Source organism: Acidovorax sp. ST3 (assembly GCF_003231145.1).
In the GTDB taxonomy this organism is placed as follows: domain Bacteria; phylum Pseudomonadota; class Gammaproteobacteria; order Burkholderiales; family Burkholderiaceae_C; genus Acidovorax.
This window is the reverse complement of sequence record NZ_QKVP01000003.1, coordinates 105,953-131,899: the sequence shown is the minus strand read 5'-3', so window position 1 is coordinate 131,899 and position 25,947 is coordinate 105,953. Positions and strand designations below refer to the sequence as shown.

The 25,947-nt window shown below is 67.2% G+C and carries 19 protein-coding genes; 8 read left to right on the top strand and 11 right to left on the bottom strand.

Annotated elements, in window-relative coordinates; genetic code table 11:
- The first annotated feature begins 107 nt into the window (after positions 1 to 107).
- The 5 genes from DNK89_RS09835 (at position 108) to DNK89_RS09810 (ending at position 11,314) form a co-directional block, all read left to right on the top strand.
- Positions 108 to 749, top strand: coding sequence for a LysE family translocator (locus DNK89_RS09835; RefSeq protein WP_110959950.1), 642 nt, complete (start codon positions 108 to 110; stop codon positions 747 to 749).
- A 150-nt stretch (positions 750 to 899) separates the two neighbouring features.
- Positions 900 to 2,684, top strand: coding sequence for an efflux RND transporter periplasmic adaptor subunit (locus DNK89_RS09830; RefSeq protein WP_110959949.1), 1,785 nt, complete (start codon positions 900 to 902; stop codon positions 2,682 to 2,684).
- Positions 2,685 to 2,738: 54 nt separating this feature from the next.
- Positions 2,739 to 5,852, top strand: coding sequence for an MdtB/MuxB family multidrug efflux RND transporter permease subunit (locus DNK89_RS09825; protein WP_110959948.1), 3,114 nt, complete (start codon positions 2,739 to 2,741; stop codon positions 5,850 to 5,852).
- 828 nt (positions 5,853 to 6,680) lie between these two features.
- Positions 6,681 to 9,854: an efflux RND transporter permease subunit gene (locus tag DNK89_RS09815; protein WP_110959946.1), complete on the top strand. Its 3,174-nt coding sequence runs from the start codon at positions 6,681 to 6,683 to the stop codon at positions 9,852 to 9,854.
- On the top strand, positions 9,851 to 11,314 hold the full coding sequence (locus DNK89_RS09810; protein ID WP_238990761.1) for an efflux transporter outer membrane subunit: 1,464 nt from the start codon (positions 9,851 to 9,853) through the stop codon (positions 11,312 to 11,314). The genes DNK89_RS09815 and DNK89_RS09810 overlap by 4 nt, the downstream gene beginning before the upstream one ends.
- Positions 11,315 to 11,327: 13 nt before the next feature.
- On the opposite strand, the gene DNK89_RS09805 is transcribed toward DNK89_RS09810, so the two are convergent.
- The 8 genes from DNK89_RS09805 to DNK89_RS09770 form a co-directional block, all read right to left on the bottom strand.
- Positions 11,328 to 12,203: a LytTR family DNA-binding domain-containing protein gene (locus DNK89_RS09805; protein ID WP_110959945.1), complete on the bottom strand. Its 876-nt coding sequence runs from the start codon at positions 12,201 to 12,203 to the stop codon at positions 11,328 to 11,330.
- Positions 12,200 to 13,288: a sensor histidine kinase gene (locus DNK89_RS09800; protein ID WP_110959944.1), complete on the bottom strand. Its 1,089-nt coding sequence runs from the start codon at positions 13,286 to 13,288 to the stop codon at positions 12,200 to 12,202. Before DNK89_RS09800 ends, DNK89_RS09805 begins: the two co-directional genes overlap by 4 nt.
- Entirely contained in the window at positions 13,285 to 13,581 is a 297-nt protein-coding gene (locus tag DNK89_RS09795; protein ID WP_110959943.1) for a 2TM domain-containing protein, read from the bottom strand. The genes DNK89_RS09800 and DNK89_RS09795 overlap by 4 nt, the downstream gene beginning before the upstream one ends.
- A gap of 83 nt (positions 13,582 to 13,664) precedes the next feature.
- Entirely contained in the window at positions 13,665 to 14,627 is a 963-nt protein-coding gene (locus DNK89_RS09790) for an alpha/beta hydrolase (RefSeq protein ID WP_238990759.1), read from the bottom strand.
- 109 nt (positions 14,628 to 14,736) lie between these two features.
- Positions 14,737 to 15,825 (bottom strand): alpha/beta hydrolase family protein, encoded by a 1,089-nt coding sequence (locus DNK89_RS09785; RefSeq protein WP_370220894.1) that lies wholly within the window; start codon positions 15,823 to 15,825, stop codon positions 14,737 to 14,739.
- Between the two features lie 37 nt (positions 15,826 to 15,862).
- On the bottom strand, positions 15,863 to 16,156 hold the full coding sequence (locus tag DNK89_RS09780) for a 2TM domain-containing protein (protein WP_110959940.1): 294 nt from the start codon (positions 16,154 to 16,156) through the stop codon (positions 15,863 to 15,865).
- A 35-nt stretch (positions 16,157 to 16,191) separates the two neighbouring features.
- The gene (locus DNK89_RS09775) at positions 16,192 to 16,761 is read right to left on the bottom strand and encodes a DUF6622 family protein (protein WP_060985379.1); all 570 of its coding nucleotides are present in this window, start codon (positions 16,759 to 16,761) and stop codon (positions 16,192 to 16,194) included.
- Positions 16,762 to 16,800: 39 nt separating this feature from the next.
- The gene (locus DNK89_RS09770) at positions 16,801 to 17,211 is read right to left on the bottom strand and encodes a DUF2306 domain-containing protein (RefSeq protein WP_015015202.1); all 411 of its coding nucleotides are present in this window, start codon (positions 17,209 to 17,211) and stop codon (positions 16,801 to 16,803) included.
- A 230-nt stretch (positions 17,212 to 17,441) separates the two neighbouring features.
- On the opposite strand from DNK89_RS09770, the gene DNK89_RS09765 reads away from it, so the two are divergent.
- The 3 genes from DNK89_RS09765 to DNK89_RS09755 all read left to right on the top strand — a co-directional run bounded on the left by DNK89_RS09765 (position 17,442) and on the right by DNK89_RS09755 (position 20,676).
- Positions 17,442 to 18,266, top strand: coding sequence for an undecaprenyl-diphosphate phosphatase (locus DNK89_RS09765; protein WP_056067100.1), 825 nt, complete (start codon positions 17,442 to 17,444; stop codon positions 18,264 to 18,266).
- A gap of 10 nt (positions 18,267 to 18,276) precedes the next feature.
- A complete protein-coding gene (locus DNK89_RS09760) occupies positions 18,277 to 19,170 on the top strand; it encodes a MipA/OmpV family protein (RefSeq protein WP_110959939.1) in 894 nt (297 codons plus the stop codon).
- A gap of 180 nt (positions 19,171 to 19,350) precedes the next feature.
- On the top strand, positions 19,351 to 20,676 hold the full coding sequence (locus DNK89_RS09755) for a diguanylate cyclase domain-containing protein (RefSeq protein WP_110959938.1): 1,326 nt from the start codon (positions 19,351 to 19,353) through the stop codon (positions 20,674 to 20,676).
- 69 nt (positions 20,677 to 20,745) lie between these two features.
- On the opposite strand, the gene DNK89_RS09750 is transcribed toward DNK89_RS09755, so the two are convergent.
- From DNK89_RS09750 to DNK89_RS24960, 3 genes are all read right to left on the bottom strand, one after another.
- Positions 20,746 to 22,233: an FAD-binding oxidoreductase gene (locus tag DNK89_RS09750; RefSeq protein ID WP_110959937.1), complete on the bottom strand. Its 1,488-nt coding sequence runs from the start codon at positions 22,231 to 22,233 to the stop codon at positions 20,746 to 20,748.
- A gap of 120 nt (positions 22,234 to 22,353) precedes the next feature.
- Positions 22,354 to 24,153, bottom strand: coding sequence for a diguanylate cyclase (locus DNK89_RS09745; protein ID WP_110959936.1), 1,800 nt, complete (start codon positions 24,151 to 24,153; stop codon positions 22,354 to 22,356).
- Positions 24,150 to 25,943 carry a diguanylate cyclase gene (locus tag DNK89_RS24960; RefSeq protein WP_110959935.1) on the bottom strand — a complete coding sequence of 598 codons (1,794 nt, stop codon included), beginning with the start codon at positions 25,941 to 25,943 and terminating at the stop codon, positions 24,150 to 24,152. Before DNK89_RS24960 ends, DNK89_RS09745 begins: the two co-directional genes overlap by 4 nt.
- Between the last annotated feature and the right edge of the window lie 4 nt (positions 25,944 to 25,947).

The following is a 25,947-nucleotide window of genomic DNA, read 5'->3' as shown; positions in this document are numbered from 1 at the left end:
GCCTTGGGGGCATGTGTCCTAGGGGTGGTTGTGTCGGCAAGGTCTGCCTTAGACTGCAGTGCTGACCGTTTCTTCTCACACACGCCTTACCCTGCAAGGACCGCCCCATGGATGCGCTGCTATTTGTTCCAGTTGCCATCGCCATTTCGCTCACCCCCGGGCCCAACAACTTCTGTGGCCTCAACAACGGCATTCGCGCAGGCGTGGGCCCCGCGCTGATCGCCACGGTGGGCCGCGCAGCGGCGTTTGCCATTTTTCTGACGGTGTCTGCGGTGGGGCTGGGCGCGATGCTGCTGGCGTCCGAGGCCGCATTCACGGCGGTGAAATGGGTGGGCGCCGCCTACCTGTTCTGGCTGGGCTGGAAGGCGTGGCACAGCCGTGAGTTCAGCGGCCTGGCACTGGATGATGCGCCCGGCGGTGCCCTGGCATCGGGCCAGCCAGCGCAGTTCTCTCTGCGTGCGCTCATCACCCAGGAGTTTCTGCTGGGCATCACCAACCCCAAAGCCATCATCCTGTTCGCGGCGATCTTTCCGCAGTTCATCGACCCCGCGCAGCCTGCAGCGCGCCAGTTTCTGGTGCTGGGCTCCATCTATCTGGGCAGCGAATTCGTGTCGACCGCCGTGTACGCCAGCTTCGGACGCCAGATTCGCCGCTTCATCCGCACCTCGCGGGGCGTGGCCCGACTCAACAAAGCCACGGGCGGTTTTTTCATGGGGGCTGGCGGCCTTCTGCTGGCCACCAACCGCTGATTTCGACCCCCTGGCGGGGCTGAGCCGATACATCGGTAAACCCCGCCCAAAGCGCGCGTAAATCCCCGGTAAAGGGGGCCTGCCGGACGGCAGCCCCGGGGGATGCGCTGGCTACCATACCCCTTTGCTCATTCCTGGTTGCGCCCCACCATGCCCCTGAACCGTTCGTTTGCCCGTCCACAGAGGCCCGCAAGATTGCAGTCCGGCAAGCTGCGTTGGACCTCCGCGTTGTTGATGGCCGCCATTGCGCTGGCGGCGGTGGGAGGTGGTGCCTGGTGGTGGAAGCAGCGCCAGGATGCAGCGGCTGCAGCCACCGCTGGCGGTGCCGTCACGGGCCCGAACGCGGCGCGCAGGCCGGGCGGTGGCCCCGGGCGCTTTGGCGGCGGCAACGTGCAGCCCGTGTCGGTGGGCACCGTGCAGCGGGGCGATGTACGGGTGGTGGTGAGTGCCATCGGCACCATGAGCGCCCGCGCCACGGCCGTGGTGCGCGCCAAGGTGAGCGGTGAGCTGACGTCGGTGCGCTTCAAGGAAGGCGACGAGGTGCGTGCAGGCCAGGTGCTGGCCGAGATCGATGCACGCAGCTACCAGGCTGCGCTGTCGCAGGCCCAGGGCACGCTGCAGCGCGACCAGGCGCTGCTCAAGAATGCGCAGCTCGACCTCAAGCGGTATCAGGACCTGCTGGCGCGCGACTCCATCGCCAGCCAGCAGGTGGACACCCAGGCCGCACTGGTACGTCAGCTGGAGGGCACCGTGGCCTCGGACCAGGCGCAGGTCGATGCCGCGCGCCTGCAACTGAGCTACACCCAGGTCACCGCACCCTTTGCCGGCCGGCTGGGCCTGCGCCAGGCCGACAAAGGCAACGTGGTGGGGCCGAGCGATGCCAACGGCATCGTCACCATCAACCAGGTGCGGCCCATCGATGCCGCGTTCTCCGTGCCCGAGGCGCACCTGCCCCAGATGCGCCGCCGCATGGCCGCTGGCGAGGAACTGCCCGTGGAGCTGTGGGACCGCGACAGCCGCCGCCAGCTGGCCAAGGGCCGTGTGGTGGCGCTGGACAACGCCATCGACAGCACCACCGGCACCATCAAGGTCAAGGCCGCTTTTGCCAATGAAGACGGCGCCCTGTACCCCAACCAGTTCGTCAACGTACGCCTGCAGGTCAACCTGCTCCAGGGCGTGCTGACCGTGCCGGCCACGGCCGTGCAGAACAACTATGTCTACCTGGTGCAGGAAGACAGCACCGTGACCCAGCGCCGCATCCGCGTGGGCGTGACCGATGGCGACCGGGTGAGCGTCGAAGGCGAGCTGCGCGAGGGCGAGCAGGTGGTCACGGACGGCATCGACCGCCTGCGCGAAGGCGCCAAGGTCGCTGTGATCGATGCCGGTGCCGTCACCCGCGCCGACCAGGCGGCGCAGGACCAGGCCGCGCAGCGCCGTGCCTTCATTGCATCGCTGCCGCCCGATGTGCGTGAAAAGCTGCAGAAGATGAGCCCCGAAGAGCGCCGCGCCTTCCTGCGCGAGCGGCGCGCGCAGATGGGTGCGGGCGGCGCAGCCGCTCCAGCGTCGGCGGCCTCTGCTGCTGCCTCTTCGGCGTCGGGTGGGGGTGCTCCCGCCGCTACCCCGGCGTCCGGCCCGCAGGCCTCTGCAGCACCACAACCGCAGCGCAGTGAAGCCACAGCCCGCGCCGCCGCACCGCAAGCATCCCCAGGCGCAGCGCCGCCTGCACCGTCTGCTGCCCCCCCAGCGCCTGCTGATCGCGCCGCGGAACCTCCACGGGGCATCCCTCCGCAGGTGAAGGCGCTGCTGGACCAGATGCCCGCCGACGAGCGCGCCCGCGTGATGGCAATGCCGCAGGAGGAGCGTCGTGCCTATATCCGCGAGCGGTTGCAGCAGCAGCCGCCGTCCCCCGGTGGCGTGGCCAGCCCGGCGCGCTGAGCGCAGCGGTACCCCGGTTTCTCCCCTGCCTGTTTTGCCAGCGCACCCGTCGCCATGAACCTGTCGCGCCTTTTCATCCTGCGCCCCATCGCCACCGCGCTGCTGATGGTGGCGATCCTGATCGCAGGGCTGATGGCCTACCGGCTGCTGTCCACCTCGGCCCTGCCCGAGGTGGACTACCCCACCATCCAGGTCACCACGCTGTACCCGGGCGCGAGCCCGGACGTGATGACCTCCAACGTCACGGCCCCGCTGGAGCGGCAGTTCGGCCAGATGCCGGGGCTGTCGCAAATGTCGTCCACCAGCTCGGGCGGGGCTTCGGTGATCACACTGCGTTTTGCGCTCGACATGGCGCTGGATGTAGCCGAGCAACAGGTACAGGCGGCCATTAACGCAGGCAGCAACCTGCTGCCCAGCGACCTGCCCATGCCGCCGCTGTACAGCAAGGTCAACCCGGCCGATGCGCCCATCCTCACACTGGCCATCACCTCGCCCTCGCTGCCCGTGATCCGCGTGAACGACCTGGTGGAAAACCGCCTGGCACCCAAGCTGTCGCAGGTGCAGGGCGTGGGTCTGGTGGCGATTGCGGGCGGGCGCCGCCCGGCCGTGCGCATCCAGGCCAACCCCACGGCGCTGGCGCAGCTGGGCCTCACGCTGGAAGACGTGCGCACCTCCATCGCGGCGGCCAACGTCAAGCAGGCCAAGGGCGGCTTTGACGGCCCGGCCCGTGCATCCACCATCGATGCCAACGACCAGCTGCAGTCGGCGGCTGAATACCGCGACCTCATCATCGCCTTCAAGAATGGCGCCCCCGTGCGCCTGAAGGACGTGGCCGAAACGGTGGACGACGCCGAGAACACCCGCCTCGCCGCCTGGGCGGGCACGGCTGACACGGGCGCCAAGCCCGGCGTGATTCTCAACATCCGCCGCCAGCCCGGTGCCAATGTGATCGACACGGTGGACCGCATCAAGGCCCTGCTGCCGCAACTGCAAAGCACCTTGCCAGCGTCGCTGGATGTGCAGGTGCTGACCGACCGCACAGTAACGGTGCGCGCCTCGGTGCGCGACATGCAGGTGGAGCTGGGCCTGGCCGTGCTGCTGGTGGTGGCGGTGATCTTCGTCTTCCTGCGCAGCCCCTCGGCCACGCTGATCCCGAGCGTGGCCGTGCCGCTGTCGCTCATCGGCACCTGTGGGGTGATGTACCTCGCGGGGTTCTCCATCAACAACCTCACGCTGATGGCGCTGACCATCTCCACAGGTTTTGTGGTGGACGATGCCATCGTGATGATCGAGAACATTGCCCGCTATGTGGAAGAGGGCGAGGCACCGCTCGCGGCTGCGCTCAAGGGCTCGCAGCAGATCGGCTTCACCATCATCTCGCTCACCATCTCGCTGATCGCGGTGCTGATCCCACTGCTGTTCATGGGCGATGTGGTGGGGCGGTTGTTCCACGAGTTCGCCATCACGCTGGCCGTGTCCATCCTGATCTCGGCCGTGGTGTCGCTCACGCTCACCCCCATGCTGTGCGCGCGCCTGCTGCGCCACACGCCGGAGGAGAGCCACGGCCGCCTGTACCGCGCCACAGGCCACTTCTTTGACCGCACCATTGCAGGCTATGGCCGCATGCTGGGCTGGGTGCTGAACCACCGGGGCACCACCTGGCTGGTGTTTGCGGCCACGCTGGCGCTCACCGTGGTGCTGTACCTGTTCATCCCCAAGGGCTTCTTTCCGGTGCAGGACACCGGCACGCTGCAGGCCACCACCGAGGCCGACCAGTCGATCTCGTTTGCCGGCATGGCAGAGCGCCAGCAGGCTGTGGCCGAGCGGCTGCTGCAAGACCCGGCGGTGCGCAGCGTGTCGTCGTTCATTGGTGTCGATGGCGCCAACACCACGCTCAACACCGGCCGTCTGTTGATCGACCTGCAACCCCATGCAGACCGCGACAAGGCCGGTGTGGTGCAGCAGCGCCTGGCCCAGCGTGTGCAGAACCTGCCGGGCATCCGCCTGTTCATCCAGCCCGTGCAGGACCTGACCATTGAAGACCGGGTGGCGCGTACGCAGTACCAGTGGCTGCTGTCGTCGCCCGACATGCAGCAGCTGACCACCAGCACCACCGAGCTGCTGCGCCGCTTGCGCGCCTTGCCCGAGCTGACCGATGTGGCCAGCGACCTGCAGGACCAGGGCCGCCAGGCCTATGTGCAGATCGACCGCGCCCAGGCCAGCCGCCTGGGTGTGACGGTGGCGGGCATTGACGCGGCGCTGTACAACGCCTTTGGCCAGCGGCTGATCTCGACCATCTTCACCCAGTCCAACCAGTACCGCGTGGTGCTGGAGGTGGCGCCGCAGTTCAAGGTGGGGCCCGAGGCGCTGCAGAGCATCTATGTGCCCTCCAGCGTGGGGGCGCCGGTGCCGCTGTCGTCGGTGGCGCGCATCGAGGAGCGCAACATGCCGCTGGTGGTCAACCACGTGGGCCAGTTGCCCGCCGCCACGATTTCCTTCAACACCGCTCCGGGCGTGTCGCTGGGCAATGCGGTAGCGGCCATCGAGCGCGAGAAGGTGGCCGTGCAGGCCGAGGGGCAGTTGCCGCTGTCGGTGGAGACGAGCTTTCAGGGCGCGGCGCTGGCGTTCCAGGCGTCGTTGTCGAACACGCTGCTGCTGATCCTGGCGGCGGTGGTCACCATGTACATCGTACTGGGCGTGCTGTACGAGAGCACGGTGCACCCGGTCACGATCTTGTCCACGCTGCCCTCGGCTGGGGTGGGCGCGTTGCTGGCGCTGATGGCGGCGCGGCTGGACCTGGACATCATTGCCATCATCGGCATCGTGCTGCTGATCGGCATCGTGAAGAAGAACGCGATCATGATGATCGACTTTGCGCTGGAGGCGCAGCGGGATGAGGGTCTGAGCGCGCGTGATGCGATTTATCAGGCGTGTTTGCTGCGGTTTCGCCCCATCCTGATGACGACGTTGGCGGCTTTGCTGGGGGCGTTGCCGATGATGTTGGGGACGGGGGTGGGCAGTGAGCTGCGGCATCCGTTGGGGGTGACGATGGTGGGGGGGCTGATCCTGAGTCAGTTGCTCACGCTGTTCACGACGCCTGTGATTTACCTCACGTTTGAGGGGTGGGCGCAGCGGTGGCGTGGGCGTTCCGAGGTCGTGAATGCCTGAAGCGTTGGCCCTTATGAATAGCGTGCTTGGTTTGAGCGCGGGAGCCGGGTTGTCGCCCCGGCGGGCGAGGTACTTTTCTTTGCTTCGCCAAAGAAAAGTACCCAAAAGAAAGGCGACCCCCAGTCTGCGACCCCTTCGCGGTGCGAAGGGGCAAACCTGCGTCGTGTCGGTTGCGTGGTGCGCCGTGGAACTCACTGCGCTGCGTAGCAGCTTCGTTCAGACATCCACGGCGAGTCAGAGCACGAAGCATGGGCGCTGCGACGCCCATGCCACCCCCCAACCGCCCCGCCGCAGGCGCAGCCAGCAGGGGTGGGACATCCGAACAGCCGAACAGCCAACATCCATTCGGGCCATTGCTGCGCTCGGCCTCGTCTCGCGGGCGCAAGCTTGGCCGAGCGAAGCAAAGGCCCGTGGGGATGTTTGGTTCCCCACTCCCCTCTGGATGCGCCGAGGAGCGCAGCGGGCGGGGTGGCGCGTGTGCCGCAGGACACACGCGCTTCGTGGACTGACTCGCTGCGGCTGTTTGAGCGGAGCGCGCCAGCGCGCAGCGAGTTCCGCAGCGCACACCGCCCGCGAGCACCACAGGTTGCCCCGGAGCGAAGCGCAGGGGACGCAGACAGTGGGGTCGCCTTTCTTTTGGGTACTTTTCTTTGGCGAAGCAAAGAAAAGTACCTCGCATGCCGGGCGACTCCCGGCCTCCGCCCTCGAAACCAGCACGCGGCCAAATCAACGCACAAAAACCAACACTACAAAAACAATAGCTACCAGCGCATATCCCACTAGCGCATCCAGCCAAAAACACCCACAAACCACCCGGAGAGCCCACCCATGAGCCTCTCCACCCCCTTCATCCACCGCCCCATCGGCACCATGCTCCTCACCCTGGGCCTGGCCCTGGCGGGTGCCGTGTCGTTCTTCCTGCTGCCCGTGGCCCCGCTGCCGCAGGTGGACTACCCCACCATCTCGGTCAGCGCCAGCCTGCCCGGGGCCAGCCCCGACACCATGGCCGCCACCGTCGCCACGCCGTTGGAGCGCTCGCTGGGCGCGATTGCGGGCGTCACCGAGATCACCTCGCGCTCCATCCTAGGCAGCACCTCCATCACGCTGCAGTTCGACCTGGACCGCAACGTGGACAGCGCCGCGCGCGATGTGCAGGCCGCCATCAACGCCGCACGCACGCTACTGCCCACAGGCATGCCCAGCAACCCGACCTACCGCAAGGTCAACCCGGCCGACTCGCCCATCATGATCCTGGCGCTCACGTCGGACCTGCTCACACGCGGGCAGATGTACGACGCGGCCTCTACCGTGCTCGCGCAAAAGCTCTCGCAGGTCGAGGGCGTGGGCCAGGCCACGGTGAGCGGCGGCGCGCTGCCCGCCGTGCGGGTCGAGCTGGACCCGGTGCGGCTCGCGTCCAATGGCATCTCGCTGGAGCAGGTGCGCAGCGCCATCGTCAGCACCAACGCCAACCGGCCCCTGGGCGCGGTGGAGCGGGAAGACCACTACTGGCAGGTGGCCACCAACGACCAGGCCCGCGTGGCGGCCGACTATGCCCCGCTGGTGCTGCGCTGGAAGAACGGGCAGGCCGTGCGCCTGCAGGACGTGGCCGATGTGGTGGACTCGGTGCAGGACGTGCGCAACTTCGGTGTGGCCAACGGCAAGCCGGCGGTGCTGCTGCAGGTGTACAAGCAGCCTGGCGCCAACATTCTGGAGGCCGTGGAGCGCGTGCGCTCGCTGCTGCCCGCGCTGCAGGCCTCCATCCCGGCGGCCATCGACATCGAGGTGGTGTCCGACCGCACGCCCACGCTGCGCGCTTCGGTCAAAGAGGTGGAGCGTGCACTGCTGATTGCCGTGGCGCTGGTGGTGCTGGTGGTGTTCCTGTTCTTGCGCAACGGGCGTGCCACGCTCATCCCCAGCGTGGCGGTGCCGGTGTCGCTGGCCGGCACGTTTGGCGTGATGTACCTGGCGGGTTATACGCTCGACAACCTCTCGCTCATGGCGCTCACCGTGGCCACGGGCTTTGTGGTGGACGACGCCATCGTGGTGCTGGAGAACATCATGCGCCACATGGAACGGGGCAAGACCGCGCTGAGGGCGTCTCTCGACGGAGCGCGCGAGATCGGCTTCACCGTGGTGTCGATGAGCATCTCGCTGATTGCGGTGTTCGTGCCCATCTTGTTCATGGGCGGCATTGTGGGGCGGTTTTTCCGCGAGTTCGCCATCGTCATGTCCTCGGCCATCCTGGTGTCGATGGTGGTGTCGCTCACCACCACGCCCATGATGTGTGCAGCGCTGCTCAAGCCCCACATCCCGGCCCCGGCGCGGCGCAGGGGCTGGGTGGCGTCCCTCAGCCATCGGATCGGTCGCTGGGTGGACCGTCTCCAGGTGCGGGGCATGCGCCTGTACCGCCGCAGCCTGGCCTGGTGCCTGCGCCACCAGCCCGTGGCCTTGCTGGCGCTGGTGTGTGTGGTGGGGCTCAACGTGTACCTCTACACCGCCATCGACAAGGGCTTCATGCCCGAGCAGGACACCGGGCGCATCTCGGGCTTCATCCGCGCCGACCAGGCCACGTCCTACCAGGCCATGGAGCAGCGGCTGCAGCGTTTCCTGTCCATCGTGCAGGCCGACCCGGCCGTGGAGCATGTGACCGGCTTCACGGGGGGCTGGCAGCGCAATGCGGCGCAGATGTTCATGACCCTCAAGCGCGGGCCGGGGCAGGAGAGCTCGGAGACCGTGATAACGCGGCTGCGCGAGCAGCTCAAGAACGAGCCGGGCGCGCGCCTGTTCCTGGTGCCGCAGCGCGACATCCGCATTGGTGGGCGGCAGAGCGGTGCATCCTTCGACTACACCCTGCAGGCCGACGACATTGGGGACCTGCGCACCTGGGAGCCGCGCATCCGCCAGGTGCTGAGCCAGTTGCCCGAGCTGGAGGACGTGAACAGCGACGTGCAGGACTTTGGCCTGCAGACCTCGCTGGTCATCGACCGGGATGCGGTCACGCGCCTGGGCCTGACCATGGCACAGATCGACGCCACGCTGAACAACGCCTTCGGCCAGCGCCAGGTGGGAGTGATCTACAACCCGCTCAACCAGTACCGCGTGGTGATGGAGGCCGCGCCGCGCTACCTGCAGAACCCCGAGACGCTGCGGGGCTTCTTCTTCGTCAACAGCCAGGGGCAGCAGATTCCGCTCACGGCGTTTGCGCGCATCACCACCACCAACACGCCGCTGTCGGTCAACCACGACCGGGGCACGCCCGCCAGCAGCATCAGCTTCAGCCTGGCGCCGGGGGTGTCGCTGTCGCAGGCCACCGAGGCGGTGAACAACGCGGTGGCCGAGCTGGGCGTGCCGGTGTCGGTGCGCGGTTCGTTCAGCGGCACGGCGGGGGCGTTTCAGGACGCGCTGGCGGGCCAGCCGCTGCTGATCCTGGCGGCCATCATCACCATCTACCTGGTACTGGGCATGTTGTACGAGAGCCTGGTGCACCCCATCACCATCCTGTCCACGCTGCCGTCTGCGGGTGTGGGCGCGTTGCTGGCGCTCATGCTGTTCAAGACGGAGTTCTCGCTCATCGCGCTCATTGGCGTGATCCTGCTGATCGGCATCGTGAAGAAGAACGCGATCATGATGATCGACTTTGCCCTCACGCGGCAACGCCAGCAGGGCGAGCCGGGCCGGGCGCCCGTCACCGCAGCGCAGGCCATCTACCGAGCATGCAACCTGCGGCTGCGCCCCATTCTGATGACCACCGTGGCCGCCATCTTTGGGGCCCTGCCACTGGCACTGGGGCGGGGCGATGGTGCCGAGCTGCGCCAGCCGCTGGGCATTGCGATTGTGGGCGGCCTGCTGGTAAGCCAGTGGCTCACGCTCTACACCACGCCGGTGGTCTATGTGGCGCTCGACCGGCTGCGTGCGCGCGCGCTGCGTGCCGTGCAGCGGCGCCGCAAGCCAGCAGGCGCCGTACCTGCAGGCCCGGTGGTATTGCAAGGAAACGACGGATGACCTCTTTCATTTTTTCACGCCAAGCTGCCTGGCCCGCGTTGCTGGCCAGCGGCCTGTGGCTGGCGGGCTGCGCGCAGACGCCGCCGTACGAGCGGCCCACCATGGACATTCCGGCCGCCTACAAAGAGCAAGCCGCCGCCCAGGCCCAGGGCATCTGGAAGCCCGCGCAGCCGCAGGCCTCCACCGCCTTGCCCGAGACCTGGTGGACCGTGTACGGCGACGCCGTGCTGGACCGCCTGCAGCAGCAGGCCGAGGCCAATAGCCCCACCCTGGCGCAAAGCGCCGCCCGCCTGCGCGCGGCCCAGGCGGCAGTGACCAGCAGTGGCGCAGCGGCCTTGCCCACCGTAGGGGCCAATGCCAGCAGCAGCCGTGCGCGCAGCGGCACACAGCTGTCCAGCCAGGGCGACGGTAGCAGCACCGCACGCATCAGCACCAGCCATTCGCTCGGCCTCACCGCCAGCTGGGAGCTGGACCTGTGGGGGCGCGTCTCCGCTGGCGTGAGTGCGGCGCAGGCCAGCGCACAGGCCAGCGCCGACGACCTGGCCGCTGCGCGGCTGTCGCTGCAGGCGGCCGTGGCGCAGACGTATTTTTCATTGCGCGCGGCCGAGGCCCAGGCGGCGCTGCTGGGCGAGACGCTCAAGGCCTACGACCGCAGCTGGGAGCTGACGCGCAACCGCCAGGCGGCCGGTGTGGCGTCCAGCGCCGATGTGGCGCAGGCCGAGGCGCAGTACAAGTCCACCCAGGTCCAGCTGCTGGAGGCCCAAACCACGCGCAGCCAGCTGGAGCACGCGCTGGCGGCGCTGCTGGGGCAGGCGCCTGCCGCCTTTGCGCTGGAGCCCACCGCCACGTTGCCCGCACCGGCTGACGTGCCCCAGGCCTTGCCGTCCGACCTGCTGCAGCGCCGCCCCGATATTGCCGCTGCAGAACGCCGCGTGGCCGCGGCCAACGCGCAGATTGGCGTAGCGCGCGCGGCGTATTTCCCCACGCTCACGCTGTCGGCAGCGGGGGGCTTCCGGGGATCGCCCCTGGCCGACCTGTTCAGTGCGCCCAACCTGTTCTGGTCGCTGGGGCCTGCGCTGGCGGCGTCGATTTTTGATGGCGGCGCGCGCAGTGCTGCGGTAGAGACCGCTCGCGCCAACCACGCGCAGGTCACGGCTGCCTACCGCCAGACGGTGCTGACCGCGCTGCAGGAGGTGGAGGACAACCTCACGGCCGCCGCTGCGCTGGCGCAGGAGGAGCAGCTGCAGCGCGAGGCCACCGCCGCTGCGCAGCGTGCGCTGGACGTGGTGGAGAACCAGTACCGTGCGGGCACCGTGGGTTACCTGAATGTGCTGGCGGCCCAGACCACCGTGCTGTCGTCACAGCGCAGCCTGATCGACGTGAAGAGCCGCCGCCTGACGGCGGTGAATGCGCTGCTGAAGAATGTGGCGGGGCGCTGGGAGGCGCTGCCGCCCGCTTGAACTGAGGGCGCAGCTACATCGCCTTGAACAGGTGCGCGTAGAGGCGGCTCACCGGCAGCCGCTCGGGCCGCCCGCGCAGGCTGATGTGCTGCTTGCCCGCCTCGTCGCGCGTGACGGTGGCAATGGCCGTGGCGCGCACCAGGGTGCTGCGGTGCACCTGCCAGAACTCCTGCGGGTCGAGCTGCTCGATCAGCTCCTTGAGCGCAGTGCGGATCAGGTATTCACGCTCGGCCGTGAGCACGCGCACGTACTTGTCGGCCGCCTCGAAGTACACAACGTCCGCCACCGGCACCATGTGGATCTGCGTGCCGTGGCTGGCCTGGATCACGTTCAGCCGCGTTGCGGCGGTGGGAGGCGCGGCGGCGGGTGCAGTGCCCACGCCGGGCGCGCCCAGCAGCGCGCGCAGCTGGGCCATGGTGGCTTCGAGTTCGGGCGAGGGCAACGCCGCCGAAGGTGCAGCGGGCGGTGCACCGGTTGCTGCAACGGCTGAGACACGCTGGGCCAGCAGGCCCTGCACCTTGGCCACGGTGCGTGCCAGCCGGTCGGCCTGGATGGGCTTGAGCAGGTAGTCCACCGCTTGGGCTTCAAACGCCTGCACGGCGTACTGGTCGTAGGCCGTAGCAAACACCAATGCTGGAAAGGGCTGGTCATCCGGCCATGCGTCGGCCAGTTCTGCAGCCGCCTCGATGCCGCTCTGGCCGGGCATGCGGATGTCGAAGAACAGCACGTCCGGCCGCAAGGCCAGCGCCTGCTGCGCGGCCGAGCGGCCATCACCCACCACGGCCACCACTTGCAGCTCCGGCCACGCGCGGGCCAGGTCCTGCTGCAGGGCGGCGGCCAGCAGCGGTTCATCTTCGGCAATCAGGGCGCGTGGGACGGGCTCTGTCATGGTGTGACGGCAGATTTCAAGGGAAAAGTGACGGTAGCGCTGGTACCGTTTGGCTGAATAGCTATCAATTCAAGAGCGCCTGCGGCGCCGTGCAGCGTGGCCAGGCGTTCGCGCACCTGGGCCAGGCCAAAGCTCTGGCCGGGGCCTGGGGCGGGCAGGGTGGCGGGCAGGCCCGCCCCGGTGTCTTGCACCTCGATGACCAGCAATGGGCCGTGGGGGCTCTCCTGGGTGGTGGCACGCACGGTGATGTGGCCGCCTTCCACCTGGGGCTCCAGCCCGTGGCGGATGGCGTTCTCCACCAGCGGCTGCAGCAGCAGGGGCGGCACCGGCACATCGCGCAGGGCATCAGGCAGGTCCAGGGTGTAGGCCATGCGTGGCCCCATGCGCACGGCCATCAGCTCCAGGTAGTCGCGCAGGCGCTCAAACTCCAAGGCCAGCGGATGCTGGGTGCTGCGCGATGCGCTGAGCGTGGCGCGCAGGTAGGCAATCATGCGGTCCAGCATGTGCTGCGCCCGGGCCGGGTCGGTGCCGATGAGCACGCGCAGGTTGGCCAGGGTGTTGAACAGCATGTGGGGTTCCAGCTGTGTCTCCAGCAGCTTCAGGCGCGACTCGCTGGCGTGCATGCGCGCCTCGGCCATCTTGCCTTCCAGGTACGCCGACTTGTTGACCGCGTAGAAGTAGAACGTGCCCACCAGCCCGGCAATGGCCGTGATCAGGATGGACGTGCGTTGGTCAGCGCCCGAGATCAAGGAGCCCGCCGGGTAGAAGTGAAAGTAGTACACGCACAGCATGTCCGCCAGCAAGGTGCCGGCCAGGTAGCCCACGACGATGCCTACCAGGACCAGCGCAATGCCCTGCCAGCCGTGCGGCCAGCCGGTTTCGGCGGCGGACGGTATCAGCTCGCGCCCCAGGTCGATGATGGCCCAGGTGAAGGTGCCGATCAGCACCGAATACACCACCGGCGGCCCGTAGGGTTTGTCGGGCATGAATGTGCACTGGATGGTGGCCACCACCAGGGTGAAGGCCACCACCTGCAGGTAGTGCCGCAGCTTGCTGACCCCGTTGAACTCGCGGTGCAGCTTCATGGCCGGTCTTGGCGGCGCTGCAGGGCCTCGCGCTCGCGCTGCACCATGCGCTCGCGCAGGCCGCTGCCAGTGCCCAGCAAAAACACCGACACCCCATGCAGCACCAGCCCCAGCCCCCAGCCCAGCAGCGGGTACACCGACCACGGGCGCGTGCCAAACGCATAGCGCGACATGGCAAAGATGAGGGCGTTGACCAGCACGAAGGCCAGTGCATGCACGTACCAGCCCAGTTTGGCGTTGGCGCGGCGGCGGGCCAGCGCATCCAGTTCTTCAGGGCTCAAAGGGGTGGACATGGGGCGGCGTGGTGGTTGGTGCGGGAGAAGGGCGGATAGCGTCAAGATTCTAGGGGCGGTGCGCTAGTGGGCTGACATGCTTGTCATGCCGGGCAGGCCAGCCGGGCCACGGTGGCCACGGCCTGCGCATCCAGCGTCAGCCCGATGTGGTTCACCCCCGGCACCAGGGTGACAGGCACGGGCTTGCCTGCCTTGGCAAACAGGTCGGCAAAGCGGTCGGCATAGAAAAGCTCGTCGTCCTGCCCGGCCACGATGCAGACCGCGCCCCGGGCATTGCGGATGTCGGCCTGGTAGTCGTCGTGAGGGCGGAAGTTGGTGGCCACGGTATAGGAGTAGAGGGGCGTGAGCATCTCACGGGCCACATCGTTCAGCGCGAAGCGCAGCACGGGCATGTGGTTCCAGCGGGTGATGCCGAACTGGTTGAGCAGGGTGAGTGCAATGATGCGGGGCAGTCCCACCGAAGCCCAGCGGCCGCTGTCCGGTCGTGATGTGGGGGCGTTGTGGTGCAGGAAGGGCGCTAGCAGTACATAGCGGTCAAACAGGCCCTGTCGCGCGCTGCCCGCGAAACGCAGCGCAAACCCGCCGCCAGCGGAGAAGCCCATCAGCGTTTGCGGACCGGCGTGGGGCACAGCGCGCAAAAAGTCCTCGACGTCGTCTTCCATCTGCCCGATATAGGCGGCCTGGCCCCGGGTGCCGGAGGCTCCGTGCCCCCGCATGTCCAGGGAGGCCACGGCATAGCCTTCTGCGGCCAGAGCCTGCGCCAGCGTATGGTTCGACTGCCCGCGCGCGGACGACCCATGCACCAGCACCACCCGGCGCTGAGGGGCATCGAGCACTGTCCCGGCGGGGCGGTAGCTGTGCCAGGCCAGCGAAGTGCCATCGCGCGCCGTGTAGTGCTGTGCGGGAGGTACGTCGCGGGAGTCCACGCCCTTGAAAGGGTCGTTGATGCTGGCCAGCGGTGAAACGTGCGGTGGGCCGCCCCATGCAATGGCGGCGGCCAGAGCAGCAGTGCCGACGAGCAGGGTCAGGAAGATGGTCAGGAACATGGGTGTGATGCGGCGACGTCGCAGGGTAGCGGGCTGAACCATTGTGCCGGGCAGTCTGGGTGAAGTGGTGGAGATGAGCTGCTTGCGAATGCCTGCCCGAAGGCATGGTTCAAGGTGCTGCAGGCACCAGTTGCGGCGCATGCTGTGTTGGCTGCGGTTGCTGGTGCTGCATAAAAAAGGCAACGATCCGTGCATCCACCTGCGGCAGCACGCTGCGGTCAAAGCCGGGCGGGTCGCCCAGCAGCTCACGGGTCAGGTCGTTCATGCGGTCTAGCGGCGGCATGGGCGACAGCATGATGCCGTGGCTGCCGTCCTGCAGGTCGGCAATGTGGGTGCAGCGGTCCTGGCACGCGGCCAGCACGGCGCTGCTGTGAAAGTGTGGGATCTGGTTCACGTCCTTGCCTGCGGTGATGAGCCCTAGCGCGATGCGGGGGGTGGCCAGACTGCCCATGTCGAAGTCGGCTGCAAACGGCACCACGGCCACCGTGGCCGCCACGCGCGGGTCGGTGTGTGCATACAGCGTCTCGTCGCCAAACCGGTGGCGGATGATGGTGATGGCCACGGCCTTCTTGATGCCGTCCAGCCAGTTGCCGTGCAGGCGGGTGGTGAAGCCGACGCAGGACGAAAAATCCTCCGCCAGATGGGCCTCGCAGTGCTGCTTGAAGCGGGCGGGCGACCATTGCCCCCCGGCAAACACCAGGGCGGTGTGGCCCCCGGCCGAACCGCCGAAAACGCCCACCTTGTCCAGCGCCAGCAGCGGTGCCAGGCGCGCATCCTGCGCCACGGCGTCCACGGCGCGGGAGACTTCGGCGGGGCGGCGCTTCCAGCTCTCCGGGCCCGGGGTGGAGTGGTCTTTGTAGTTGTCGCCCGCATGCTCGGGCAAGGCCACCACAAACCCGGCCTGCACCAGCGCACGGGCCAGATCGGTGTGTACCCAGGGGTTGCCGCCCGAGCCGTGCGACACCACCACCAGCCGGCCGTTGCCAGGCACGGGAGTGCCCTGCCAGGCCAGCTGCAGCGCAAAGGGGCCGCGCTGCACGGGCTGGTCGGCCTCTTGTGCGGGGTAGAACACCGTAACGGGGCCGTCGCCTTGCTGCCCGGGCAACTCTGCGAGGCCCACGCCTGCGTGGGCTGGGTTGGACGTGATGACGGCTGCGGCCAGCAAGGCCAGGCACCAGGCCATCCAGGTTTTTGTCATGGCCGTGTTTTTGTAGTTAGGAGTCATCACCGGCCGATCAGCGGGGGTTTTGCGCAGCAGCCAGGCGATCGCGTTCGGCCTGCACCATGCGCTCGTGCAGGTCGCTGCCGCCTGCCAGAAAGAACACCACCACGCCGTGAATGGCCAGGCCAATGCCCCAGCCCAGCGCAGGGAACACCGCCCAGTGCCGCCCACTGCCCACCGACAGGGCAACCAGCAGCAGGTTGACGAGCAGATACACGCTGGCATGGATGTACCAGCCCATTTTGGCCCCGGCACGGCGGCGGGCCAGGCGTTCGATGGGGTCGGTCGTGAGTGTGTGGTTGCGCATGGGATGCTCCTGTGCAGAAGGATAGTTATGGGGGCTCAGGCGGTGGCGGGTGACGTGGCCAGGGGGGCGCTGCGTTGCACCAGCTTCCACAGCCGCAGCGCGCGGGCCGCAAACAAGCCATTGAACACGCCATACAGCGCGGCGATCTGCAGCGCAAAGCCGCTGTCACGGGCCAGCGCGGGTTGCAGTGCCAGTTCCACCCCCACGAGATATTTGGTGAGGAAGATGCCCAGGATCAGGGCCAGCGGCATGGCGCTGCCTGGAATGTAGAAGCAACGTGACTTGCTTTCGTACAGCGTGCCCTGGGGCGCTGCAGGTTGCAGCCAGAGCGCCACGCCGGCAATCAGCACGGCGGCGGCCAGCCAGGCGCCCACCGGCAGCAGGGCCTGGCCTGCGGCGCCAAAGGCCGAGGCGATGCCGTACACCGACAGACCGGTCATCGCCACTGGCATGACCATGGCCCGCACTAGGCTCACGTTGCGGGCCAGCAGCTGGCTGCCGCCCAGCCAGAGCAGCCCGGCCAGCAGGGCCCAGACCCAGTAGGGCGTGTTTTCGATGATGCGACCCAGCATCTGGGGTTGTTGGACAAGGAGGTTGAGCAGCATGGTGATCGTCCTGTAAACAATGAAGGGAGGGGAGGGGGGTCAGATCAGTCCGAGTGCGGACCAGACCGTGTGGCCCAGAAAACGCCCTGGCAGCAACGTGAACACCCCGGCGACCACGCAGGCGCCGATGTAGGTGCGCTGCATCATCTTGCGGTGGCCCACGACGTTGCGGCGGGCCAGATAGACAAAGGCCATGACCAGCATCCCCAGCGTCACCGGGATCAGCAGGTGGATGAGCCCAAAGCTGCCCAGGCGGGGCCCACCGCCGCCGGAAATGAAGAGAGCCGACACGGCAGTGGCGACCATCAGGGTCACCCAGGCGTAGCCCGCCGCGCGGTGAATGCGGGGGCGCTGCGTGGCGCCTTGGCGGGCCCAGAGGGCAATGGGGCCGATGGCAACGGCCGCCAGTGCGGCGGCCATGTGGATGGCGATGACGGGCGTGATTTGCATGGTGGGGGCTCCTGGCGGGTTCGATGGGGTGGACTGTGCCGGGAGCCCCCAGAGGCAGCCAGTGCCTTGCGACGAAATGCAGCCTTCGGGCCGTGAAATGCACGGGCGTGGCGTGAGTTGCGGGCCGTTTTTGCGCTGAAAGCGGCCCGCACAGGTGACAGAAGGGCCCCGCCGCCCGCTGCGCCAGCACGCCCGGCGGATAATCCCGCACCTATTTGCAAGGAGTGCGCGTGGACGTTGTATTGCTGGTCAAGGCCGCCATCATGGGGGTGGTCGAGGGGTTGACGGAGTTTTTGCCCATCTCTTCCACCGGGCACCTGATCCTGGCCGGGTCGCTGCTGGGGTTTGACGATGCCAAGGCCAAGGTGTTCGACATTGCCATCCAGACGGGCGCCATTTTTGCGGTGATCCTGGTGTACTGGGCCAAGATCCGCTCCACGCTGGTGGCCTTGCCCACCGAGCGCCAGGCGCAGCGGTTTGCGCTCAACGTGTTCATCGCGTTCGTGCCCGCCGTGGTGCTGGGGCTGCTGTTTGGCAAGGCCATCAAGGCGCACCTGTTCACGCCCGTGGTGGTGGCCAGCACTTTCATCATTGGCGGCTTCATCATCCTGTGGGCCGAACGGCGACCGCCCTCGGCCACCCGCATCCATAGCGTGGACGCGATGACGCCGCTGGATGCCATCAAGGTCGGTCTGGTGCAGTGCCTGGCGATGATTCCGGGCACCAGCCGCAGCGGGGCCACCATCATCGGGGGCATGCTGCTGGGCCTGTCGCGCCAGGCGGCCACCGATTTTTCGTTCTTTCTGGCCATTCCTACCCTGATCGGGGCCGGGGTGTACAGCCTGTACAAGGAGCGCGCGCTGCTGTCGGCGGCCGATATTCCACTGTTCGCCACGGGGCTGGTGTTCTCCTTTCTCAGCGCCTGGCTGTGTGTGCGCTGGTTGTTGCGCTATATCAGCAGCCACAGTTTTGTGCCGTTTGCCTATTACCGCATCGTGTTCGGTGTCATTGTTCTGGTGACCGCGTGGACGGGCTGGGTGCAGTGGGCCGACTGATAATCGGGCCATGCGTTTCACTACCGGTCGGCTCTCCGCTTCCTTGATTTCCTTGCGGGCGATAGCGCTCGCGGGCTTGTGTGTCAGCCCCTGGGTGGGCGCCCAGGGCTTGCCGGAGACTCCCGGCACGGACACCGCTGTGTCCGACAAGGCAGAGAGTCAGCAGGTCGTTGCGCCCAAATTCAACTACGCGATTGGCGCCATCGTGGGCAGCAGCCCCGACTATGCGGGTGGCGACGGCCGCAAGAACAGCCTGCGTCCCGCCTGGGCCATCGAGTACGGCCGGTTTCGCCTGAGCACCTCGCGTGGCAGCGCCTTCATGGGCCATGGCCTGGGGCCCCGCGAGTCCGGCGCCAGCGCCACGCTGGCGCAGAGCGACCGCTTCAGCCTGAGCGCAGCCTTGCGCATCGACAAGGGCCGCGATGGCTCGGATGCACCCATTCTGGTGGGGCTGCCGTCGGTGCGGTCCACCCTGCGGGCCCGGATCAGTGCAGGTTATGCCATCACCGACCGCTGGGCCGTGGGCGCCGGGGTCTCGCAAGACATCCTGGGCCGCGACGGCGGCGCGCAGTGGTCCACCAGCATTGGCTACACCTGGCCCGTGACGGAGCAGACCAAGGTCAGCTTTGGGGCGGGCGCGAGCTTTGGGGACCGCACCTACCTGCGAGGCCATTTTGGGGTGCCTGCGGGCAGCAACAGCCCCTTGCCCGCGTTCGAGCCACGTGGTGGGCTGTACAGCGTCGATGCCGGGGTGGAGGTGATGACGGCGCTCAACCGGCACTGGGTGGTGCTGGGCGCGGCCCGGGTGTCCCAGCTGCAGGGCGATGCGCGCCGCAGTCCGCTGACCGTGCAGCCGGTGGGTTACTCGGTTTCGGTGGGGCTGGCTTACCGCTGCTGCCGCTAGGCCGTCCCCGGCGGCAAGGGTTGGCTGGGAGAGGGAGCGGCTGGCGAAAGTGCTAAGCTGCCGCTCACAGACAGTTACGCCCAGGCGGTCGCACCCTGTTCCATCACCCTCTCAGGGTATCTCTCAGGGTATGCGAGGCCGCCTCTTCGCTGATCCTCTCCCCCATTGGGGTATTGCCGCATGACGCCAGAAGCGCCTGAGTTGTCCACGCACCCGGAGACCGCCCGCCAGAAGGTGTGGTCCAAGGCAGACCTGCTGGATGTGATTACCCGCAGCGCGGGCGCCACCATGGCTGTGATCGACCGCAGCCTGTCGATGATCTATGTGAACGACGAATACGCGCGCTGGTTCGGCACCGTGCCGGAGGAACTGGTCGGCAAGACGCTGGTGGAGGTCTATGGCGAGCAGGATTGCGCCCGTTTCATGCCGTTTGTGAACCGGGTGCTCAGCGGCGAGCGGGTGCAGTACCAGCGCATGCTGCGCACGCCCTACGGCTTTGACGAGTGGCGCACCATCTGCCTGACGCCCTGGCACAACCCGCAAGGCATGATCGACGGTTTCATCACCACGGCGCTGGACGTGCACGAGCTGCAGGTCACCATGAATGCGCTGCGCGCTGCCAACCAGCGCCTGTCGTCCCACATGGAGAACAGCCCCCTGGCCGTGGTGGAGATGGACCACCAGCTGCAGCTGCTGCATTGCTCGCAGCGCGCGGTGCAACTGCTGGGCTGGCTGCATGTGGCGGGGCTGGAGGGGCGGCTGCTGACGGACCTGCTGGCCCCCGCATCGATGGACGACAGCCTGCAGCAGGCATTGCAGCGGCTGCAGTCCGGCCAGGAGTCGCAGAACCGGGCCGAGACCTGTTTTGTGCGCAGCGATGGCACTGAGGTGCACTGCGAGTGGTTCAACTCCGCCTTGACCGACGCAGACGGCCAGGTGACCTCGATCATGGCGCTGGTGCAGGATGTGTCCGCCAAGATCCAGATCGCCCGGCAGCAGCACTACCTGGCCAACCACGACTCGCTGACCGGGTTGCTCAACCGCGCTGCTTTCCAGGGGCGGCTGGAGCAGTCGCTGCTGCATGCGCGGCACACCGACGGGTCGGTGGCGCTGTTGTTCATTGACCTCGACGGGTTCAAGCACGTGAACGACGCCGAAGGCCACCGCGCGGGCGATGAGGTGCTGCGCATCGTGGCCCAGCGCATTGCCAGCACGGTGCGTGCGGGCGACACCATGGCGCGGCTCGGGGGCGACGAGTTTCTGGTTATGCTGGACCGCGAGGTGACGCGTGAGGTCACCGATACCATCGGCCACCGCATCATCGACGCCCTGCAGCAGGGCATGACGGTGGACGGACGCGAGCTGCGCATTGGCGCCAGCATTGGTGTGGCGGTGTACCCCCCGCTGGAGGGAGACATCGACGCGCTGATGAACCGCGCCGACCAGGCCATGTACTCAGCCAAGCGGGCAGGCAAGGGTCGCCTGCATTACGCGCAGACGGCCTGATCTAACGGGCCTCTTAGCGTGCCCCCTCGGGGCAGGTGCATCACCTCACCGCATCACCGCATTGGCGCGTTACGGCAGCCGAATGCTTTGCTGGAAGTGGAAGAAGTTGCCAGGGTCGTAGGCCACCTTGACCTGCTGAAGCTGCGGGTAGGCGGGGCCCCAGTAGGCCGAGGCAAAGTCGGTCAGCCGCGCATCCGGATAGTTCTGGTACACGTGGCCGTTCAGGAACGGCCGCACCAGCTGCATGAAGCCGTCGAGCCAGGCTTCCATCTGGGCGCGTTCGGCCGGGTTGCGCCAGAACACATCCACCACCAGGTCAGCGTCCACATTGCGATGCACAAAGGCGCTGTCGCCCACCGGGTAGCGGTTGATGGCGCCGCCGTAGGGCTCTAGGTAAGCCAGTGACCAGGGGTTGGGCGACGTCTTGAAGTAGTCGATGATGCGTTGCCAGTCGGCGGGCGAGAGCCGGGTATTGATGTATCCGCTGGCCTTGGTTTCGGCGATCCCGTCCGGCAGGTTGTCGGGCAGGGTGTAGGGGTGGTCTTCCAGCCACACGTTCATGTCGGGGTAGGTGCCGGTCTTGTCCACCAGCAGCTGCGCGCTGGGAATGGCCATCAGCGGTGCAATGGCTGCCAGCCCTTCCTCGCGGCTGCCGCAGAACATGCCTTGCACCATGTACACGGGCACACCGTTCTGGAAGCCGAGGTTCATCATGTAGCCCAAGGCGTCGGGCGCACCGGTCTTCATGTAGCCAGCCTGCATCAGCGTGAGTACCTGGGCCGCGTGCACGGCGTCCCAGCTGATGGCCCAGGCCCACACCTGGTCCAGCCGCTGCATGCGGTAGGTCACCTGCAGCACCACGCCAAAGTTGCCGCCCGTGCCGCCGCGCAGGGCCCAGTAGAGGTCGGGGTGCTCCTGCGCGCTGGCGGTGACGATGGTGCCGTTGGCCAGCGCCACACGGAAGGAGTCCACCAGATCGCTCTGGATGCCGAACGCGCGCGAGGTGTAGCCGTAACCGCCGCCTTGCACAAAGCCCCCCACGCACACACTGCCACAGGCGCCCGTGGGCACATGCCAGCCCGAGTGGTTCATGGCGCCGTTGAAGTGATCGAAGTCGGTGCCGGGCAGCACGTGCACGCGTTCGCGCGCAGGGTCCAGCACCACGCCCTGCAGGTCGCTCAGGTCCACCACCATGCCGCTGTTGACCGAGTAGCCCGCCGTGCTGTGGCCACCACAACGCACGGCCACCCACACGCCGTAGGTGCGGGCCACGGCCAAGCACTCCAGCACATCGTTTTCGCAGGCGCAAAAGACGATGATCTCCGGGTACGACTGGAAGGCCGGATTCGACTCCTGCCGCGCTGCGTTGTAGTCGGGGCTGGAGGGCAGCACGATGCGCCCGACGATCCGTGCCTCCAGCGCAGCCACCGCCTCCCAGGTGAGTACGGGTGCGCTGGCCTGCGCAGCGCTCAATGCCGGCTGTTTTGCCGCCAAAGATAAAAAGTGTGCAACGCGTGCGTCTTTGGCGAGGCGGGCCGAACTTTTGCGATGGGCCATGGCGAGCGATCCTTCAGGAAGTTGCGAAGCCCCGGGTGTACCGGAGCCGGATCGCTTTGACCAGAGGGAAATGGCAGCCGCATGTTGTCTGCCTGCATCCGTGCCTGCGGGGCTGGGCCGTCAGGTAGAGGACAGTGCGAGATCGCCCGTGTTGCGCCGCAGGCAGAACTTGCCGCCCTGTTTGCCGCTGTACATGGCGGCGTCGGCCAGCTTGAGCAGGCCGATGGCGTCGGTGCTGTCGTGCGGTGCGATGGCGTACCCAATGGTCAAACCGATCTCCACCTGCACGTTGTTCAGCGAAAACGGCGAACGGAACGCGTCCAGCAGCTTGTGCCCCAGCTCCTGTGCCTGTTGCATGCTCTGCAACTGTCCGGCCATCACCACGAACTCGTCCCCGCCCAGGCGCGCCACCAGGTCGCTCTGGCGCACATGGCCCTGCAGGCGCCGGGTCACGGCCACAAGCAGCTCGTCGCCCACGTCGTGGCCATGCTGGTCGTTGACGGGTTTGAACCCGTCCAGGTCCATCACGTACACCGCAAGCATTTTTTCGGCACTGCAGCGCGAGAGGGCGGATGCCAGCGCAATGTTGAGCCCGCGCCGGTTGGGCAGGCCGGTGAGCGGATCGGTGTGGGCCAGCGATCGCATCACGTCGCGCTCGCGGTTGGCGTCCAGTGCCTCTAGGCGCAGGGCTTTGGTGCGCAGGCCCAGCACACGCATGAACAGCAGCATGTCCAGCGTGGCGCCAAACTGGAAGGAGTGCAGCGTCCAGAAATTCACAGGTACCCATCCCTGGATCACGCCGATGACCGTGGCAGTCGCCAGAAAGTACACCAGCCAGGCGAGCAGCAGGGTAGAGCCGACCGGGTCTCCCAGCCGTGCGCGGCGCACAGCCCCCGGGATGCCCATGAGCGCAGGCACCAGCCCCAGGATGCTGACGATGCCAGTCACTGCGCGGGTGCTGAGCAGGTCGAGGGCATAGAGGGCCGCCAGCACCACGCACAGCACAGCGCCGCCCCGCATGCTGCGAAGCAGCCGGCTGCGGGGCCGGTCACCGGCCAGGGCCTGGCTGATGAAAAGGAAGGAGCCGCACGTGGCCGTGAGCGCGGCCAGGCTGGCGGCATGCAGCTCCACCCAGGGCATATCGCGCCACAGGTATTGGGTGCCCAGGCCAAACAGGTGCAGAGAAAACAACAGGCTGCCCGTGATGAGCAGTGCGTACTGGATGAACAGTATGTCGCGCAGATTGAGCCACTGCGCCAGGCTGTAGATCAGCAGGCACAGCGCCAGCCCGGTAAGGATGCCTTGCAGCATTTGCTCGTTCAGTGCCTTGCTGTGCCAGGTGGTGGGTTTGTTCAGAGTGATAGGGAGCACCATGGCACCCCGGGTTTCCACACGCAGCAGCAGGTCGTAGGCGTGCCCTGGCAGCATGGTCAATGGCAGGGCGTGCGTGCGGCTGCGCAGCGGGCGCTGGGTATAGGGCTGCAGACTGCCCAGCGTGGCCTGCTGGGTCACATGGCCGTCTGCAGCCAGGTACACCTCGATGCGTTGCAGCACGGGGTAGTCGATGTCCAGCACCCACAGGCCGTTGGAGGCTACGGGCACGGTGACCGGGATGCGCACCCACACCGGTTCCGCCCGCACGCCCAGGGTGCCGCTGGTGCCGGGTGGGGTTTGAAAGCGGGCCAATTCCGCAAGGACATCATTCACGAGCAAGGTGCCGGAGGGGTCTGGCAGCACGGTGACTGCAGGCCAGGCCTCGATGGAGAGCAGGTCATCCCGCAGTTCAAGGGCGGTAGCCCGCGCATGGGTTGGGAATGATCCCTGCAGCAGGCAAAGCGCCACGAGCAGGCACGCCGTGCGCCACCAGCTCGCAAGAGCCGGGCAGTACATGTTGAAGCCAACCAAACGCGTGCAGGTCATGAGCTCAGCGCCAGTTCGCCAGGATTGCGGCGTATGCAGTGCTTGCCGTTCTCCTTGCCTGCATACATGGCTGCATCCGCCAGTCGGACCAGATGCTGTGCATCGTCGCTGTCCAGCGGTGCGAGTGCGTAGCCGATGGTGAGACCCACCTGAATGGACAGGTGGCCCAGCCGGAATGGCTGTTCAAACGCATGCAGCAAGGCACGCCCCAATTCATGGGCTTGCTCAGGCGTTGCCAGCTCTCGTGCCATGACGATGAATTCGTCGCCGCCCAGGCGCGCTACCAGGTCGGTGTGCTGCCGTACATTGGCCTGCAGCCGGTGGCCCACGGCCACCAGCAGGTCATCGCCTACATCGTGGCCATACGTGTCGTTGACCGGTTTGAACCCATCCAGGTCCATCAGGTAGAGGGCCACCATGCGTTGGGATTTGGCCTGTGCCAGCGCCGACTGCAGCGCCATCTGCATACCGCGCCGGTTGCACAGTCCTGTCAGCGAGTCGGTGTAGGCGAGTGATCGCATGGTGTCGCGCTCGCGCAGCGCCTCGGCCGCCGCGTGGCGCAAGGCGGCAGAGCGCTGGCCCAGCACCCGCAGGAACAGCAGCATGTCGGCAGCCGCCCCGAGCTGGAAGGAGTGCAGCGTCCAGAAGTTGACCGGCAGCAGGCCTTGCACCAGACACACCATGGTCACGGCTGCCGTGAAGTACGCGACCCAGGCTGCGAGCAACGTGGTGCTGACGGAGTCCCCCCGGCGTGCACGTGCTACGGCAATAGGCAGGCTGATGAGCGAGGGCAGGGGGCCCAGCACGCTGATGATGGCGGTGGTGGTCCGGGTGTTGATCAGATCCACGAGGAAGGCCGCTAGCAGCAGGAGGCTTAGCACTGCGCCCACCTGCATCACCCGCAGGAACCGGCTGTGGGGCATGTGGCCCATGAGCGCATGGCCCATGAAGAGGAACGAGCCCGCAATGGCCAGCAGCCCTGCCGCCCCCGCGGCGTGGACCTCGATCCAGAGCTGGTCGCTCCACAGGAATTGGGTCCCCACACCGAAGAACTGCAGCGAGAACCCGGCGCTGCCCATCACCAGCATGCAGTAGTAGAGAAACAGCTTTTCGCGCTGGCTGGCCCATTGGGTAAAGCTGTAGACCACCAGGCACAGGGCCAGCCCGGCCAGTACGCCCTGGAACATCTGCTCGCGCAGAGACCGGTGTACCAGATAGGGCGCCTTGCTCAGGGTGATGGGCAAGATCATTGCGCCTGAAGTCTGTACGCGGATTAGCAGCTCATAGGGCGTGTCCGCCGCAAGGTCCAGCGTCATCGCCGGGGTGCGGCCGCGCAGCGGGCGCTCGGAGTAAGGCCGCAAGTTGCCCAGCGCCGCGTGCTGAATCAGCTGGCCTTGCTTGGTGAGGTAGATGTCGACTTCATTGAGCACCGCAAAGTCGATGTTCACGATCCATTCATTGCCCGACGCCACGCGCGACATCAGCGGCACCCTCAGCCAGATGGCCTCCTTGCGCACACCCAGGCTGCCGCCCCGGCTGGGAGGCTCTGCGAACTCGGGCAGACGTGCCAGCGCGTCCTGCACGCCCCATTGCTGTGAAGGGTCGGCCAGCAGGGTGGCTACTGACCAGACGTTGACCGGGCGCGCATCGGCGGGCAGCACGAGCGGGCTGGGGGCTGTGGCCCGCGCGGTGGCGGGCAGGGCTAGCACGTGCCAGATTGCCAGTACCAGCAGCCACAGCAGAGGACGTGGGAGTGTGGGCCGACCAGGGGGCAGGGCGTTGCGATGCATCGTC

Coding starts and splice junctions, on each gene's coding strand:
- DNK89_RS09815 (WP_110959946.1), top strand. CDS start 6,681: ATGAGCCTCTCCACCCCCTTCATCCACCGCCCCATCGGCACCATGCTC.
- DNK89_RS09830 (WP_110959949.1), top strand. CDS start 900: ATGCCCCTGAACCGTTCGTTTGCCCGTCCACAGAGGCCCGCAAGATTG.
- DNK89_RS09775 (WP_060985379.1), bottom strand. CDS start 16,761: ATGCTGCTCAACCTCCTTGTCCAACAACCCCAGATGCTGGGTCGCATC.
- DNK89_RS09755 (WP_110959938.1), top strand. CDS start 19,351: ATGACGCCAGAAGCGCCTGAGTTGTCCACGCACCCGGAGACCGCCCGC.
- DNK89_RS09835 (WP_110959950.1), top strand. CDS start 108: ATGGATGCGCTGCTATTTGTTCCAGTTGCCATCGCCATTTCGCTCACC.
- DNK89_RS09785 (WP_370220894.1), bottom strand. CDS start 15,825: ATGACAAAAACCTGGATGGCCTGGTGCCTGGCCTTGCTGGCCGCAGCC.
- DNK89_RS09810 (WP_238990761.1), top strand. CDS start 9,851: ATGACCTCTTTCATTTTTTCACGCCAAGCTGCCTGGCCCGCGTTGCTG.
- DNK89_RS09800 (WP_110959944.1), bottom strand. CDS start 13,288: ATGAAGCTGCACCGCGAGTTCAACGGGGTCAGCAAGCTGCGGCACTAC.
- DNK89_RS09825 (WP_110959948.1), top strand. CDS start 2,739: ATGAACCTGTCGCGCCTTTTCATCCTGCGCCCCATCGCCACCGCGCTG.
- DNK89_RS09805 (WP_110959945.1), bottom strand. CDS start 12,203: ATGACAGAGCCCGTCCCACGCGCCCTGATTGCCGAAGATGAACCGCTG.
- DNK89_RS09795 (WP_110959943.1), bottom strand. CDS start 13,581: ATGTCCACCCCTTTGAGCCCTGAAGAACTGGATGCGCTGGCCCGCCGC.
- DNK89_RS09760 (WP_110959939.1), top strand. CDS start 18,277: ATGCGTTTCACTACCGGTCGGCTCTCCGCTTCCTTGATTTCCTTGCGG.
- DNK89_RS09770 (WP_015015202.1), bottom strand. CDS start 17,211: ATGCAAATCACGCCCGTCATCGCCATCCACATGGCCGCCGCACTGGCG.
- DNK89_RS09790 (WP_238990759.1), bottom strand. CDS start 14,627: ATGTTCCTGACCATCTTCCTGACCCTGCTCGTCGGCACTGCTGCTCTG.
- DNK89_RS09750 (WP_110959937.1), bottom strand. CDS start 22,233: ATGGCCCATCGCAAAAGTTCGGCCCGCCTCGCCAAAGACGCACGCGTT.
- DNK89_RS24960 (WP_110959935.1), bottom strand. CDS start 25,943: ATGCATCGCAACGCCCTGCCCCCTGGTCGGCCCACACTCCCACGTCCT.
- DNK89_RS09745 (WP_110959936.1), bottom strand. CDS start 24,153: ATGACCTGCACGCGTTTGGTTGGCTTCAACATGTACTGCCCGGCTCTT.
- DNK89_RS09780 (WP_110959940.1), bottom strand. CDS start 16,156: ATGCGCAACCACACACTCACGACCGACCCCATCGAACGCCTGGCCCGC.